15 protein-coding genes and 1 riboswitch are annotated in these 14805 nt (G+C 36.6%); of the genes, 10 read left to right on the forward strand and 5 right to left on the reverse strand.

The window, feature by feature from the left end; genetic code table 11:
- The 4 genes from BKP56_RS04680 to BKP56_RS04695 all read left to right on the forward strand — a co-directional run bounded on the left by BKP56_RS04680 (position 1) and on the right by BKP56_RS04695 (position 2966).
- Positions 1-651 carry a cyclodeaminase/cyclohydrolase family protein gene (locus BKP56_RS04680; protein ID WP_072693976.1) on the forward strand — a complete coding sequence of 217 codons (651 nt, stop codon included), beginning with the start codon at positions 1-3 and terminating at the stop codon, positions 649-651.
- A 14-nt stretch (positions 652-665) separates the two neighbouring features.
- Positions 666-1529: a bifunctional 5,10-methylenetetrahydrofolate dehydrogenase/5,10-methenyltetrahydrofolate cyclohydrolase gene (locus tag BKP56_RS04685; protein ID WP_072693978.1), complete on the forward strand. Its 864-nt coding sequence runs from the start codon at positions 666-668 to the stop codon at positions 1527-1529.
- 13 nt (positions 1530-1542) lie between these two features.
- Positions 1543-2127 (forward strand): 5-formyltetrahydrofolate cyclo-ligase, encoded by a 585-nt coding sequence (locus tag BKP56_RS04690; RefSeq protein ID WP_083540471.1) that lies wholly within the window; start codon positions 1543-1545, stop codon positions 2125-2127.
- A 42-nt stretch (positions 2128-2169) separates the two neighbouring features.
- A riboswitch (THF riboswitch) is annotated at positions 2170-2268 on the forward strand.
- Positions 2269-2390: 122 nt separating this feature from the next.
- Positions 2391-2966: a folate family ECF transporter S component gene (locus tag BKP56_RS04695; RefSeq protein ID WP_083540472.1), complete on the forward strand. Its 576-nt coding sequence runs from the start codon at positions 2391-2393 to the stop codon at positions 2964-2966.
- Between the two features lie 80 nt (positions 2967-3046).
- Here BKP56_RS04695 and BKP56_RS04700 read toward each other — a convergent pair whose 3' ends face one another.
- The 5 genes from BKP56_RS04700 to BKP56_RS04720 form a co-directional block, all read right to left on the reverse strand.
- On the reverse strand, positions 3047-4342 hold the full coding sequence (locus BKP56_RS04700) for a Y-family DNA polymerase (RefSeq protein WP_083540473.1): 1296 nt from the start codon (positions 4340-4342) through the stop codon (positions 3047-3049).
- A 130-nt stretch (positions 4343-4472) separates the two neighbouring features.
- On the reverse strand, positions 4473-4910 hold the full coding sequence (locus tag BKP56_RS04705; RefSeq protein WP_072693980.1) for an organic hydroperoxide resistance protein: 438 nt from the start codon (positions 4908-4910) through the stop codon (positions 4473-4475).
- 124 nt (positions 4911-5034) lie between these two features.
- Positions 5035-5844, reverse strand: a complete 810-nt coding sequence (gene yidA / locus BKP56_RS04710) for a sugar-phosphatase (protein WP_072693981.1) — start codon at positions 5842-5844, stop codon at positions 5035-5037.
- Between the two features lie 20 nt (positions 5845-5864).
- Complete coding sequence (locus BKP56_RS04715) at positions 5865-7211, reverse strand: HD domain-containing protein (protein ID WP_072693983.1); 1347 nt, start codon at positions 7209-7211, stop codon at positions 5865-5867.
- 120 nt (positions 7212-7331) lie between these two features.
- Positions 7332-8171, reverse strand: coding sequence for a lipoate--protein ligase family protein (locus BKP56_RS04720; RefSeq protein ID WP_072693985.1), 840 nt, complete (start codon positions 8169-8171; stop codon positions 7332-7334).
- 187 nt (positions 8172-8358) lie between these two features.
- On the opposite strand from BKP56_RS04720, the gene BKP56_RS04725 reads away from it, so the two are divergent.
- The 6 genes from BKP56_RS04725 to BKP56_RS04750 all read left to right on the forward strand — a co-directional run bounded on the left by BKP56_RS04725 (position 8359) and on the right by BKP56_RS04750 (position 14795).
- Positions 8359-8802: a DUF1934 domain-containing protein gene (locus BKP56_RS04725; RefSeq protein ID WP_198033990.1), complete on the forward strand. Its 444-nt coding sequence runs from the start codon at positions 8359-8361 to the stop codon at positions 8800-8802.
- Positions 8803-8927: 125 nt separating this feature from the next.
- On the forward strand, positions 8928-9509 hold the full coding sequence (gene rpoE, locus BKP56_RS04730) for a DNA-directed RNA polymerase subunit delta (RefSeq protein ID WP_072695990.1): 582 nt from the start codon (positions 8928-8930) through the stop codon (positions 9507-9509).
- A gap of 555 nt (positions 9510-10064) precedes the next feature.
- A complete protein-coding gene (locus BKP56_RS04735) occupies positions 10065-11675 on the forward strand; it encodes a CTP synthase (RefSeq protein ID WP_072693986.1) in 1611 nt (536 codons plus the stop codon).
- A gap of 195 nt (positions 11676-11870) precedes the next feature.
- Positions 11871-12728 (forward strand): class II fructose-1,6-bisphosphate aldolase, encoded by an 858-nt coding sequence (gene fba, locus BKP56_RS04740; protein WP_072693988.1) that lies wholly within the window; start codon positions 11871-11873, stop codon positions 12726-12728.
- A 174-nt stretch (positions 12729-12902) separates the two neighbouring features.
- Positions 12903-13451 (forward strand): biotin transporter BioY, encoded by a 549-nt coding sequence (locus BKP56_RS04745; protein WP_072693990.1) that lies wholly within the window; start codon positions 12903-12905, stop codon positions 13449-13451.
- 69 nt (positions 13452-13520) lie between these two features.
- Positions 13521-14795 (forward strand): UDP-N-acetylglucosamine 1-carboxyvinyltransferase, encoded by a 1275-nt coding sequence (locus BKP56_RS04750; RefSeq protein ID WP_072693992.1) that lies wholly within the window; start codon positions 13521-13523, stop codon positions 14793-14795.
- Positions 14796-14805 lie beyond the last annotated feature (10 nt).

The raw sequence follows: 14805 nt of genomic DNA on the forward strand, positions 1-14805 counted from the left end.
ATGATAGAGCAATCAATATCTGCTTATCTTAATCAATTGCAGTCAAAAGAAGGCATGCCTGGCGGAGGTAGTGCAACAGCCATAATCGGAGCAATGAGCTCAGCATTAGGTCATATGATCTCGGATATTCAAAAGGATAAAAAAAATTTCAAAGAGTATAAAAATGATTTAGAAAGAATTACCAAAGAAACGAAAAAAATACGTACTCGATTTGAAGCATTAAGTGAAGAAGATGCGGTAGCCTTTGAACCGGTCTCCAAGGCTTACAAACTGCCCAAAGAAACAGATGAGCAAATCAGAAATCGTCAAGAAGCAATTGAGTCAGGATTAAAGGGAGCGACACAACCGCCGCTGGAAATGATGAAAGAAACATTGAAGTTGATCGACTTGTACAAAGAACTTAGACGAATAGATATCAAAGGATCAATAGTTAACGATATTGCGGTAGGTGTTTTGTTTGCTAAAACAACGTTACAATCCGCTTACCTGAATGTACTAGTCAATACTGATTTCATAAAAAATGAACAAATTAAAATAGAGTTAGAAGGGCTGGGAAATGCTTATCTTGTTCAAGGGGAAACAAAAGCAGATCAAATCTATGCAGATACTAAATATTATCTTGTGCATAAAAAGTGGCCAGCGTTAGATTAAAGAGGAGTGCAGTAATGGTAAAAGTGTTAAAAGGAAAAGCAGTAGCAGAAAAGCTTAATAAACAGACACAGCAAGTGGTAGAAGATTTGAAATCTATTCAATGCCTGCCTGCGTTAGCAATCGTACGAATAGGAGAGGATTCTTCTTCAATAGCCTATGAATCCGCTGCAATCAAAGCAATGCATCAAGTTGGAATCGAAGTATCTTCTCTTACTTTTGCAGCAGACTCAGTATATGAGGATATTCTCTCTGTTATTGATAGATTGAATGAAGACAAAAACATACACGGTATTCTTGTCATGCAGCCTCTTCCGGAAGGTATTTCTAGAAATGATATAGCTGAGCGTATTAATCCAGAAAAAGACATAGATGGATTAACACCAACTAATCTTGGGAAATTAGTGGAAAATAATCTTAGCGGACTATGGCCAAGTACACCAAGAGCAGTCATGGAATTACTGGATTATTATGATATAGAATTAAAAGGAGCGGATGTTTGTGTAATAGGAAGCAGTCCAGTGGTGGGGAAGCCTCTGTCGATGCTGTTGCTGAATGCAGAAGCCACTGTATCTAATTGTCACGTACATACTAAAGATTTGAAAATGTACACAAGGCAAGCGGATATTGTTATATCTGCAACGGGAGCAATTCACTTAGTAACGCCTGACCATATCAAAGATGGAGCTATTGTTATAGACGTCGGGTATGGAGAAATGGATGGTAAAATCTATGGAGATGTTCAGTATGATAAAGTCGAGCAAAAAGCGGCTGCAATTACTCCAGTTCCTGGTGGAGTAGGTACGATAACGACAGCTGTACTTGCAGAACAAGTCGTCCAAGCTGCCTGGACATTAGTGACAGAACAGAAAAATCAGTAGAAAGGCAGATCATATGATAGAAAAAGAAAAAATTCGTAATGAAGTTATTTTAACTCTAAAGTCTTTTTCAGAGACCAAGAAAAAGTCAATCGAACAAACACTTTATACAACTTTGTTTTCCTCAGTACTATGGAAACAGGCGCAAGTGATTGGTGTGACGCTTTCTAAAGGATTTGAGTGGGATACGACACCCATTATAAAAAGGGCATGGCAAGAAGGTAAAAAAGTAGGTGTTCCTAAATCTATACATGCTTCTAGAGAATTGAATTTCTATCAAATTGAACAGTTTAGTCAAGTCAAAGTGGGATATTTTGATATTAGGGAACCAATTGTTGAACAAACAAAACAAATCCGTAAAGATCATATCGAATTAATGCTAGTTCCAGGTGTTGCATTTACAGAAAAAGGATATAGAATAGGATTTGGTGGAGGATACTATGATCGTTTTTTAATGGATTATCCTAATCCTACACTGTCACTGCTGCATTCAGATCAGATAGTAACAACAATTCCAGTAGAGACACATGATGTACCAGTAAATTATTTAATTACAGAAAGGGGCATTTTCTCAACAGTTTCAACTGAACAAAGTAAGTAGAATAGCTGAATATAACCTGACCTTACGTATAAACTAGAATACAAAAGAGTAAGAGGCGAGCGTTAAGTGCTGAGTGGATGGGATGTTGCCCTCAGACGAAAAAGCAATTGTGTTTTGCGACTCCTCTCTGCATCCGCTTGAAAGCTATAGTAGTTTTTTAGCGAGGACTCTTTAATTGGATTTTGTCTGACTTGAAATAATCAGCAGACGAAAACTGTATCTTATTCATACGGTACGCAATTAAAATTAAAGGAGATCTTCGAATGACAAATAATCAGAATAATAATTTATATGAAAAGAAAAATAATCGATCAAACTGGAAAATAGGAACAAGAGAATTAGCCATAGTGGGTGTGCTTATTGCAATGAACTTAGCGTTAAGTAGAGTCGGAGTCAGTACACCAATTGTAAGAATTACTTTTTCTTATTTACCGATTGCTTTGATCGGGATATTATTTGGACCGTTTATTGCCGGAATATCAGCTGCTTTAGCAGATATTTTAGCTTTTATGGTTGGCGGGGGAGCCGGGGGATTCTTTCCTGGATTTACGCTTTCAGCTTTATTAGGCGGAGTAGCTTATGGCATTTTTCTTCATAAAAAAGAAATTCATTTGTGGAGAGTGGTAGCTGTAGAAGCATTTATAGCAATATTTATTAACCTTACTCTAAACACACTATGGATTTCGATTATTACAGAAAATCCGATAGCTGTTATTCTGCCGCCTCGACTTATTCAAAATGCAGTCACTATAGTTGTGCGTATTTTGACGATTTGGTTTTTAGTGAACAATAAACAGTTGAGAAGTGTATACCAGAAATATTCAACAGCTAAAAAATAATAAATAAAATGAAATTGTGCTTAATTTGAAAAGCGATTGCTTCGCTGGTTTCAAACTAAGCGCAATTTTTTTTGAGGATTTTATTTCTGAATACCTGAACGATGTCCGCCTAATAACTTTGCTCGTTGTAGTGCCATTCCACCACGAACCAAGCTGCTAGCATGCAATAGGGAAGTGTAGCCATATCTTTGACGGATATGATCAATTGTCTTATCCAATTCTTCTCGATGAATTGAATTCTGCGGTTGTTCAAATAAGTTTAACTGTAAAGCCTGTTTTGGTCTTATATCACCGTAAGTGACATTGATGATTCGTACAGGCTGATAAGTATAGTAACGTTCAAATAACAAGATCAAAGAAGTAATCAATTCTCGGGAAGAATCGGTTGCTTCCACTAACATCTGATGACTAAAGCCTTTATCTTCAACATACTTGGAATAGCCTAATGTCAATTTTACTAGACTCGTAGTTACACAATGTCGACGTAGTCTCATAGCATTTTCTTCAGCCATCTCTCTGATGACAATCTCTATTTCATGTTTATCAAGATAGTCCCGATTCAATATCTGATTCTTACTATAAGAAGTTGATTTAGGTACAAAAGTTTCTGATAAACGAGTTCGGTCAATGCCGTGAGCATGATAAAAAAGCTGTTCACCGATTATACCAATTTTTTTCTTCAATACACGAACATCAAACTGTGATAATTCATAAATAGAAGAGATACCCATTCGCAGCAAACGAGCTTCGGTTCTAGAGCCGATTCCCCAGAATTCAGACATAGGATGGACTTTCCAAACTGTATCCTCAACAGTTTCATAATGCCAGTGTGCGATGAAATTTTTTGTTTTATTATGTTTTGCTTCATGATCCAAGGCAAGTTTTGCTAGTAAGGGATTATCTCCAATTCCTACAGTTACGACTAAATTCATTTTTTTCCAGATTAAATACTGAATTTTTTTTGCAATTTCTTCAGCTGTTCCAAAAAGGCTATGAGAGTGAGTAATGTCTAAAAAAGATTCGTCAATACTGTAGACTAATAGATCATCATTTGTGACGAATTGTTTGAAAATATTAAGGATTTCAATATTTTTTTCTAAATAAAAAGCCATTCTAGGTTCAACAATCTGAATTTTGGAGTGTATTGGAATATCAAAAACCCGAGATCCAGTTTTGATGCCATAAGTTTGTTTAACCATAGGAGACGAAGCAAGTACCAGTCCGCCATTGTTTTCAGGTTTGCTGACTACTGCAATATAAGCTTCAAGTGGATGCTGGTTACGTTCAACTGCTTCAACGGAAGCAAAAAAAGATTTTACATCAATACATAGTATGTTGCGTCTTGGTTCATGAGTATAATCCATTCTCTGGATCATAGTGATTGCTCCTTTAGGGAATATAAGTTCCTTTTAATTATAGAAACGTAGATTCCTTTAGTCAAGAAAAATAGTTTACAACAAAAAAAGACTAGGCAATTTTTTACCTAGTCTTAGTCAATCTATAAGATTATTTACCTTCTACATAAGGTACTGCACTGACTGATACATCGATATTTCCCATTGTAGCTTTAGAATATGGGCAGTATTGGTGTGCTTTTTTCGCTAATTCTTCAACTTCAGATTCACTCATGTCTTCGATTCCAACTTCGATTTCTACACCAAGCTTGAATCCACCATCACTAGGGTCTTTGAGTAAATGAACGGTTAATGTTACTTGAGACTTGTTTTTGATTTTTTCTTCACGTTTGTAGTGATCTAGTGCAGAGTGATAACAAGCGCTGTAACCTAGTGCAAAGAGTTGCTCAGGGTTGGTACCATTACCTTTTCCACCCATTTGTGTAGGGGTATCGATGTTAACTTCATATGAACGATCTGGAGTATGACTTTCTCCACTTCGTCCACCCGTATTGACGGATGAAGTTGTGTAAACTGGTTGGTCTGCCATGTTAAATCTCTCCTTTAATTTTTAATCTATAAAAAGTATAACACTCATTATCTGAAGCGAAAAACAATACGTTTACAAAAAAACTGCCTTCTAAATAATAGAAGACAGTTTATATTTTCCGGAATTATAGAGCGTAATCACGAATGGCTTTTGCAACACCATTTTCAGCATTCGAAGTTGTGAAGACATCTGCTACATCTTTCAAGACATCTCTTGCATTCCCCATTGCTACACCTGTTCCAGCGTATTCAATCATATGAACATCATTTCCGCCGTCACCGATAGACATAACTCGTTCTCGTGGAATGTTTAAGCTATTTGCTAAATCTTCGAGCGCGATTCCTTTATTAGCTTTTTTATTCAGAAATTCTAAGAAGAATGGCTCACTTCGTAAAATCGTATATTGTTCCCATAAATCTTTTGAAAGGTTGGCGATAGCTGCTTCAAGAAGATCTTCTTCATCGATTATCATCATTTTATTATAGGCGATTTCTTTGTCCATATCTTCGGGAGCACTATAGAATAAAGGAACTTCGTTAATAAAAGACTCTAGTACAGAATATTTTCCGATATCTTTATTTGGAGTATAGATACCATCATTTCGAATAGCGTGAAAGTGCACGCCGTTTTCTCTGGCTGCTTCTTCAATAATTAGGTAATCTCCATGACTCATTGTATGGTGTGAGATAATTTCTTCTGTATCTGTCTTTTGAACAAGAGCACCATTGTAGGTAATGACAAAGTCGCCAGAATTTTTGAGATCCAGTTCTTCTAAATAAGGAATTACCCCGGGATAAGGACGCCCGGTACATAAAACAATTTTTATACCAGCTTCTTTTGCTTCATGAATGGCTTTTTTGACTTCATCAGTTACTTTTCGTTCTGGATTTAAAAGGGTACCATCCATATCTATTGCGATTAACTCAATTTTCATGCGTTATTCAGTCTCCACTTCTAGTTTTTATTTGGATTTTTGATTCGATCATTTATGATATATTTCTGGAATTCATCATAGTCTTCCTGGAACATACTGACTTCTTTATTTTTCTGATTGTCTTCAAGAAATTCTTTCGGGACATATAAACGATGGTCTCCATGTAGATTTCCGCTAAGAGATTTTACAATAGGGCTTGCTTCGCTTAATTCGATTAGTGTCCCGTCTGCATACATTAGATGGATAGGTGTTTTACTCTTTAATTTGTAATCATAAGGTAAATCTGAACTACTATTGATTCGAGTAAAGAGTTCTTTGTCATACTTCAGATTACCCACGATATCACGTAGTTTTTCAACGATGGATTCATCTTGTCCTTTTTCGTAAGCAACGGATTTAAATGGCCTTCGATTTAAGAACATTGTTGAAAGTTCACTTAGATAAGCATCATCACTAGTCGTCCATAAATTGATCGCAGTTTGTAAGACGCTATCGTCTAATCTAAGATAGTCTTCAATTGTATACTTATCTTTAAAAAACGGATCTAAAAGAGTAAAATGAGGATACAGATTTTCTTCTTGATATAAGGACTTGGCCCGGTAAAGCAACCGATCTAAAGTCACTTCCATTCCTCGAGAAGCTGGATGAAAATAGACCTGCATATACATCTGGAAACGGCTGACGATATAATCCTCTACAGCATGCATTCCCTGATACTGAAATGCAATTCCATGTTTATAAGGGCGGATCACTCGCAATATTCTGGATAAGTCAAAAGCACCATATGTTGCTCCAGTAAAAAAAGCATCACGCTGTAAATAATCCATTCGGTCAGCGTCTATTTGGCTGGAAATCAATTGGACAACTTGGGGATTTTCGTGTTCTTTAGTGATCACACTAGCTACTTGATTCGGAAAGTCAGGAGAAACGCGACTTAAAACTTCATGAATCTCTGTTTCTTCAGACAAAATGATATCTGTTGTAAACTTTTCGTGATCAGAACCAATGATTTTTTCGAAAGTATGTGAAAAAGGGCCGTGTCCTAAGTCATGTAACAAAGCAGCGCACAAAGTGACCAAACGCATACTCGGGTCCCATTCATCAGGGTAATTACGTTCGAACATATCCACGATTTTACGAGTAATTTCGTATACTCCAAGTGAGTGAGAAAAGCGAGAATGCTCAGCACCGTGGAACGTAAATTGAGCGGTGCCTAATTGCTTGATACGGCGTAATCGCTGAAATTCTTTAGTGTCGATCAGATCAAGTATAATCCTATGTCTAACATGGATATAGTCATGTACAGGATCTTTGAAAACTTTCTCAAAAGGCAATCGGTCGATTCGTTCAAATCTATCTGCACTCATATCATTCTGCTGTCGCTGCTAGCCTCATTGTTTATAGAAAGTCTTAGCATGCTGGTACGACAGGCAGACAACTCCTCTCTATTATTCAGCAAAGTTTATTGTCTTCATATTGATTTTCTCTCATAATATTTTTTCGTTACGTTTTTTCATTTTTTCTATTCCTAGAAAATAACTTTGTTGTATCAATTCGGTATATATTCCAGCACTCAACTGTGCATTATTCATTTTCTGCAAGGCTAAAGTAATATTGTGTTTGACTTGCGAAATTGTGAAGGGAGCAGCGAAAGCTTCTTCTAAAGTTGTCATAGAACTTGGATTAACGGTTGGAAAGTTCCATTTTGTTTTTGTTCCAGCTAATCCTTTTTGATAAAATTTTCGAATCAATTCCCCGCGCTTAGCTTGATCTCCATTAACACTGAGATAGATCATAATAGCGATTCCGCCTTTGATGCGTCGTTGAGCGATTCCGGCTATCTTTCTACCATCAACACTCAAATCATATTCACCCGGACAATAAGAATCAGCTATCTCAATAGCATTAATTGTTTTTCCGTAGTCTTTGAAAGTTTGCTCAATCAAGTAATGCATCCGACGGTATCCTTCGTCAATAGATATACGGTGCTCTTCTTCAGGAAAAATGAGAGATAGGTTGAGGACCCCAGGATCACTTACCACAGCTAATCCGCCAGAATTTCTAACAATATAATCATACTGAGCATCGCTTAGAACAGATAAAGCGGGTTCGAAAAATGGTAATTTTGTATCCATCATGCCTAACAGGACTAGTGGATCTGTGGACCAAAAGTGAAGAATTGGTTGTTTTACAGTGACAGAATATTCAATGAAAGCATCTGTCAGTGCAAAAGGCGATAATGATGTCAATGAAAAGGGCGCTGAATTTGAATCATATAGTAAAAAAGGTCCTTGAGTAGGAATAGGAATTTCGTTTAGTAAAGTCATGTCAAATCTTCTTTCAATAATCTTTGTTTTCTATATGTTCAGTATAACAAAGAATCATTTTTTTGCCTACATTACAATAAAGAAAAGGAAGTAAGAGACGTTCTAGTAATTTTATGATAAACTAAAACGTATAAAATGAATGGTTTAATTGCATATGAAATCAGAAATATTGAAAGGAGATTCATCTGTGCCTTCAAAAAAATTAACGAATGGTATGCCGGCAGAAGTTATTATGGAAACTTCTTATGTTCAAAATGAAGAAACTCATCATCATGTCTTTGAAGAACAAGGGCGTGTCATTTATATGAACAATAGCTATTATATTAGATATGAAGAAAATTACCCAAATGAGCCCGCAGTACCTGTTACAGTAAAAATTAATCCCGACGGAGTAGTTAACTTGATCCGTAGAGGAGAAAATAAAACACGGTTAACATTCAGTAGTGATCAAATAACAGAAACACAATATAAAACACCTATGGGGATTATGCCGATTCATATTGAAACGCAGAATCTTAAGATTAGCTACTATGATCGCCCGTTTGCTGGAAGAATCGCTGTTAATTATAAACTACATTTTAATGGAGAAGTTTTAGGTTCTTATCAAATTAGATTGCGTTTTACAACGTGATAAGGTAGTATAAATTAGATGCCATAAAATTACTTGGACCAAATTCAGGTAATAATTTTCGGTCGTCATGAATGAATAAGTGGTATGATTGAATAGGAGTATAGATCAGAAAGGTCGTGTGGGTTTTGGAACTCAAACAATTCGATGGACAATCAAAAAAAGAATTAGCGATGGTAGATGTAGCACATGCTATATTAGAACAAACTGGAGAAGTAACAAACTATAATGATTTATTAGTACAAGTAGCTGAATATCTAGAGTTAAGTGATAATGAATTAGAAACTGAAATGATCCAATTTTACACTGACTTAAATATTGACGGACGCTTTATTTCTTTGGGGTCTAATCGTTGGGGACTGCGTGGGTGGTATCCAATTGATTCGATTGATGAAGAAATCACGCATGACAATGATGAAGAAGATGAAAAACCTCGCCGTAAAGATCGTCAAGGATTTGATGATGTGGATGTCGAAGAATTAGATGACGAAGAAGAGGAAGACGGAGTCGACTACGGAGAACGTGTAGCTGTTGATGAGCACGGCGTGATGGTAGATGATGAAGATGAAGAAGACCTTGGAGAATACAAAGAAGATTTGGAAGACCTAGGCGATGAAGACGAAGAAGACGAAGAAGATGAGAATATCGTAGGACTCACAGTAGTCGATGACGATGATGTTCTAGGTGATGATGAGGAAGAAGACGAGTAAACACTCAATAATGCAATTGGATTCACATTGAATGGATGTGAATTCAAGAAAATAAACCTTGACGAACAACAAGGAAGTCTATATTATATTTATTGGGCACCCTAAGAGGTTGGGCTATAAACTTTTTAAGAAAAGTTCAGTTGGACCAACTTTATAGGGCAGAGCGGAACACATATATATCAAGCTCCCTATTCTACTAAAGAATAGGGAGTTTTCTATTTTTCCCAACCTACCTATTAATAAAATATCTAGCTTCACGTGCCACCCCCTCGAGAGAAAGATAACGGCTTACGCGCTCGATGTATTTGCTTCGTACTACCCGTAAATCACTACGTTCAAACGGCTAGAGCAATTGCGAGGAATGCATTGATATGGCTGTTCAAAACAATGTAGGTGACAGAGTCGTTCGACCAAAGGGAGACAACTTTACCGCTTTGTTTTGCGTCGTGTCGACGAGCGCTAGGGAAGCCGACGTTTCCTATGAGATTTTATTTTTCTTTTCGGGGCTGGCCGGTGCGTTCAGCTTTCTATAATGCTATAACAGGAGGATTTTTAATGACAAAATATATTTTTGTAACAGGTGGCGTAGTTTCTTCAATCGGTAAAGGAATTGCAGCAGCATCACTTGGACGTTTATTGAAAAACAGAGGTTTGAAAGTAACGATTCAGAAATTCGATCCTTATATCAACGTGGATCCTGGAACAATGAGTCCTTATCAGCACGGAGAGGTGTTTGTAACTGATGATGGTGCAGAAACAGACCTAGATCTAGGTCATTATGAGCGTTTTATCGATATTAATCTAAACCAGTATTCTAATGTAACGACAGGAAAAGTTTATTCAGAAGTCTTGAATAAAGAAAGACGTGGAGATTATCTAGGTGCAACTGTCCAAGTTATTCCACACATCACAAATGAAATCAAACAGAAAATCATGCGTGCAGCCCAGACTACAGATTCAGATGTTATCATCACTGAAGTTGGTGGTACAGTTGGAGATATCGAATCTCTCCCGTTTCTTGAAGCTCTTCGTCAGATGAAGAGTGAAGTAGGTTCTGATAATGTAATGTATATCCATACAACACTGATTCCTTATCTGAAAGCAGCTGGGGAAATGAAGACTAAACCTACTCAACATAGTGTTAAAGAACTGCGTAGTTTAGGAATTCAGCCTAATTTACTGATTGTTAGAACTGAATACCCATTAGATCAATATACAAAAGATAAATTAGCTTTATTTACCGACGTTGATCCTAAAGCGGTCATAGAATCATTAGATGTAGAAACGTTATACACTATTCCTTTGAATCTACAAAAACAGCATATGGATCAGATTGTAGTAGATCATTTGAAGCTGGATGTTCCAGAAGCAGATATGACAGAGTGGAAAAAATTAGAAGAAAAAGTTCAAAACTTAAAATACTCAACTAAAATCGCTATCGTAGGAAAATACGTTGAACTTCCAGATGCTTATTTGTCAGTTGTGGAAGCATTGAAACATGCTGGCTACGCAGTAGATTCCGATATTGAAATCAAATGGATTAATGCAGAAAAATTAGCTCCTTCTGAATTGATGAGTAAACTTCAAGATGTTGATGGTATTTTGGTACCTGGAGGATTTGGTTCTAGAGGACTTGAAGGAAAATTATTAGCAATTCAATATGCTAGAGAAAATAAAGTGCCTTATTTTGGAATTTGTTTAGGTATGCAGCTAGCTACAATAGAATATGCTCGAAATGTTGCGAAAATCGAAGGCGCAGGATCTGCGGAAGTTGATCCAGATATTGAACACAACATTATTGACTTGATGCCAGATCAAAAAGATGTTGTAGAGATGGGCGGGACACTAAGGTTAGGACTTTATCCATGTAAGCTAGAAAAAAACACAGTAACAGCTGAAGCTTACGGAAACCAGGAAGTGGTTCAAGAACGTCACAGACATCGTTATGAATTTAACAATGAATATAGAGAAATTCTTGAATCTAACGGTCTTGTCTTCTCAGGGGTATCTCCAGATAACCGGTTAGTAGAGATTGTTGAGATTACTGATCATCCATTTTTCGTAGGTTGTCAGTTCCATCCAGAATTTATTTCTAGACCCGATCGCCCACAACCACTTTTTGCTGCATTTGTTGCGAAATCCTTACAAAATCACCTTAATAAATAAATGGTATTATTATGAGAAAATGGAAGAAAGTCTAATTAAATTAAAAAAAATAATGGATTGAAACCGTAAAACCGATTTCAATCCATTTTCTCTAGATTTGACTAGTTTTATTTGTGAATTTTGTATATAATATAGTGGAAACCGATAGTAAACCCTCGGTTTAAAAGTGCGAAAAATTTAAGGAGGAAATATTGCATGACTCGTTTAGTAAGTATGACAGAAATGTTGAACAAAGCCTTACAAGGAAAATATGCTGTAGGACAATTCAACATTAATAACTTAGAATGGACTCAAGCTATTCTAACAGCAGCTCAAGAAGAAAAATCTCCAGTAATTTTAGGAGTTTCAGAAGGGGCAGCTAAATACATGGGTGGGTTCTCAGTTGTAACAGCTATGGTAGATGCTTTAATGGAAGAAATGGACATTACTGTACCTGTAGCGGTACACTTGGATCACGGATCTTCACTTGAAACATGTACTGCAGCAATCGATGCAGGATTCTCTTCAGTAATGATCGACAACTCTAAATTCCCAATTGACGAAAATATTGAAGCAACTAGAAAAGTTGTTGAATATGCACACTCAAAAGGTGTTTCTGTTGAAGCGGAAGTTGGATCTGTAGGCGGAACTGAAGATGGAATTACTGGTGGCGTAATGTACGCAGATCCTGAAGAATGTAAACGTATGGTAACTGAAGCTAAAATTGATGCTTTAGCAGCTGCTTTAGGATCAGTTCACGGAGACTATGATGGAGAACCAAAACTTGGATTCGACGAAATGAAAGAAATCTCTGAATTAACTGGAGCTCCTTTAGTATTACACGGTGGATCTGGTATCCCAACTCACCAAATTAAAAAAGCAATTGAATTTGGTCATACTAAAATCAACGTTAACACTGAATTACAACAAGTATGGACTAAACGTACTCGTGAAGTTCTTGCTAATGATGACAAAGTATATGATCCTCGTAAAGTAATCGGACCGGGTAAAGAAAATATTACTGCAACAACTAAAGCTAAAATGCAAGAATTCGGTTCTTCTAACCAAGCTTAATTCTGCTTAATAGAATCAATAATAAAACGACGCCTGATATTTTCAGGCGTCGTTTTACATAGGAACAAAAACTGATTGCAGGAATATATCATTCTTGCTTTTTGTATTGTATTATAAAGGCTTATTGTTTATACTTATTTGTGTTTAAAACTATGAAAAGCAAAGGAGATTCCTTTGAAAAAATTATCAACCAAAGACCTCGTACAAATTGCTGTGTTAACTTCCATGCTTTCTGTTGCATCTGTTTTTGTCATTCCCGTAGGACCTGTACCCATTACTCTACAAGTTTTCTTTTTCTTATTGATCCCTGCTTTAATGGGGAAATTTAAAGGAGCTTTAACAATTTTACTTTACATGTTTCTGGGGCTAATTGGATTTCCTGTGTTTGCAGGTGGATCAGGTGGGTTTCAAAGCATATTGTCTCCAGCTTTTGGATACATCATTGGTGCAGTACTTGTTAGTTTAGTTGTAGGAAGACTACACAGAAAGAAATCATCAAGTATGGAAATGATCAGTACAATGATGATCGGGATTTTATTGTTATATGCAATCGGGATTAGTTATCAATATGTCATTATGAATATTTATCTCCAGACCCCTATAACCTGGCAGACAATCATCTTAACAAACATTACAACGTTTTTACCGATCGATATGGTCAAAGCATTTACAGCCGGCATCGTTTGTCGCCGACTTGAAGGTGTTTTGATTCGTACAGCTTAACTCCAAAGAGTAAAATAATTCAGACTAAGATAAATAATTTTCTTAAAAGAGAGGCTTATAGAAGCAATTATGAAGAAAATAATAATCAATGGTGGAAAACCATTAATGGGTGAAGTGACTATTTCAGGAGCTAAAAATAGTGCAGTTGCATTAATACCAGCAGCTATATTAGCAGATTCTCCTGTTACATTAGAAGGCGTTCCAGATATACAAGATGTTCATTCTCTTATTGAAATTCTCAATGAAATGCGAGTTAAAACAGAATTTGATGGATCTACATTAGTAATCGATCCTTCAGAAATGGTTTCAATTCCCATGCCAAACGGAAAAATTAAAAGTCTACGTGCTTCGTACTATTTTATGGGTGCCTTATTGACAAAATTTGGACAAGGAGTTGTCGGCTTACCTGGAGGATGTTTCCTGGGTCCGAGACCAATTGATCAGCATTTGAAAGGGTTCCGAGCGTTAGGCGCTTCTGTTGAGAATGAAATGGGCGCAATGTATTTAAAAACACAGGAAGAGGGATTAATTGCTTCAAGAATCTATTTTGATGTAGTCTCTATTGGAGCAACAATTAATGTCATGCTTGCCGCTGTTAAAGCAAAAGGTAGAACGTTTATAGAGAATGCCGCACGTGAACCAGAGATTATTGATATTGCAACACTCTTGAATAATATGGGGGCTAAAATCCGAGGCGCTGGTACAGATATCATTCGGATCGATGGCGTAGAAAAGATGCATGGATGCCGTCATACTGTAATTCCAGATCGTATTGAAGCCGGAACCTATCTGATTATGGCTGCTGCAGCAGGTGAAAATGTATTAGTTAAGAATGTAATTGTAGAACATATGGAAGGATTAATTGCGAAAATGGAGGAAATGGGGGTGCCGATGGAAATTGGAGAAGATTCTGTGCGTATAACTAAACCAACGCAAAAGTTAAAAGGAATCTCTATCAAAACACTTCCTTATCCGGGATTCGCAACAGATCTGCAACAACCTTTTACACCACTTTTAATGATGGCAGAAGGCGAATCAATGATTGTGGATACTATTTATCCTAAAAGAGTTAAACATATTCCGGAATTAAATCGAATGGGTGCAAATGCACGTATTACGAGTGATACCATTCTAATTGAAGGAAATCATAAATTGGATGGTGCTGAAGTAGTGGCTAGTGATTTAAGGGCGGGAGCATGTCTGATGATTGCCGGCTTGATTGCTAAGGGTGAAACTGAAATAACTGGAGTTGAAAATATTCTAAGAGGATATTCTCACATAGTAGAAAAAATGACAGCACTTGGAGCAGATATTCAAATGGAAGATATAGAAATAACAGAGTAAAGAAAATAAG

The organism is Marinilactibacillus sp. 15R (assembly GCF_001895285.1).
Lineage (GTDB): Bacteria > Bacillota > Bacilli > Lactobacillales > Carnobacteriaceae_A > Marinilactibacillus > Marinilactibacillus piezotolerans.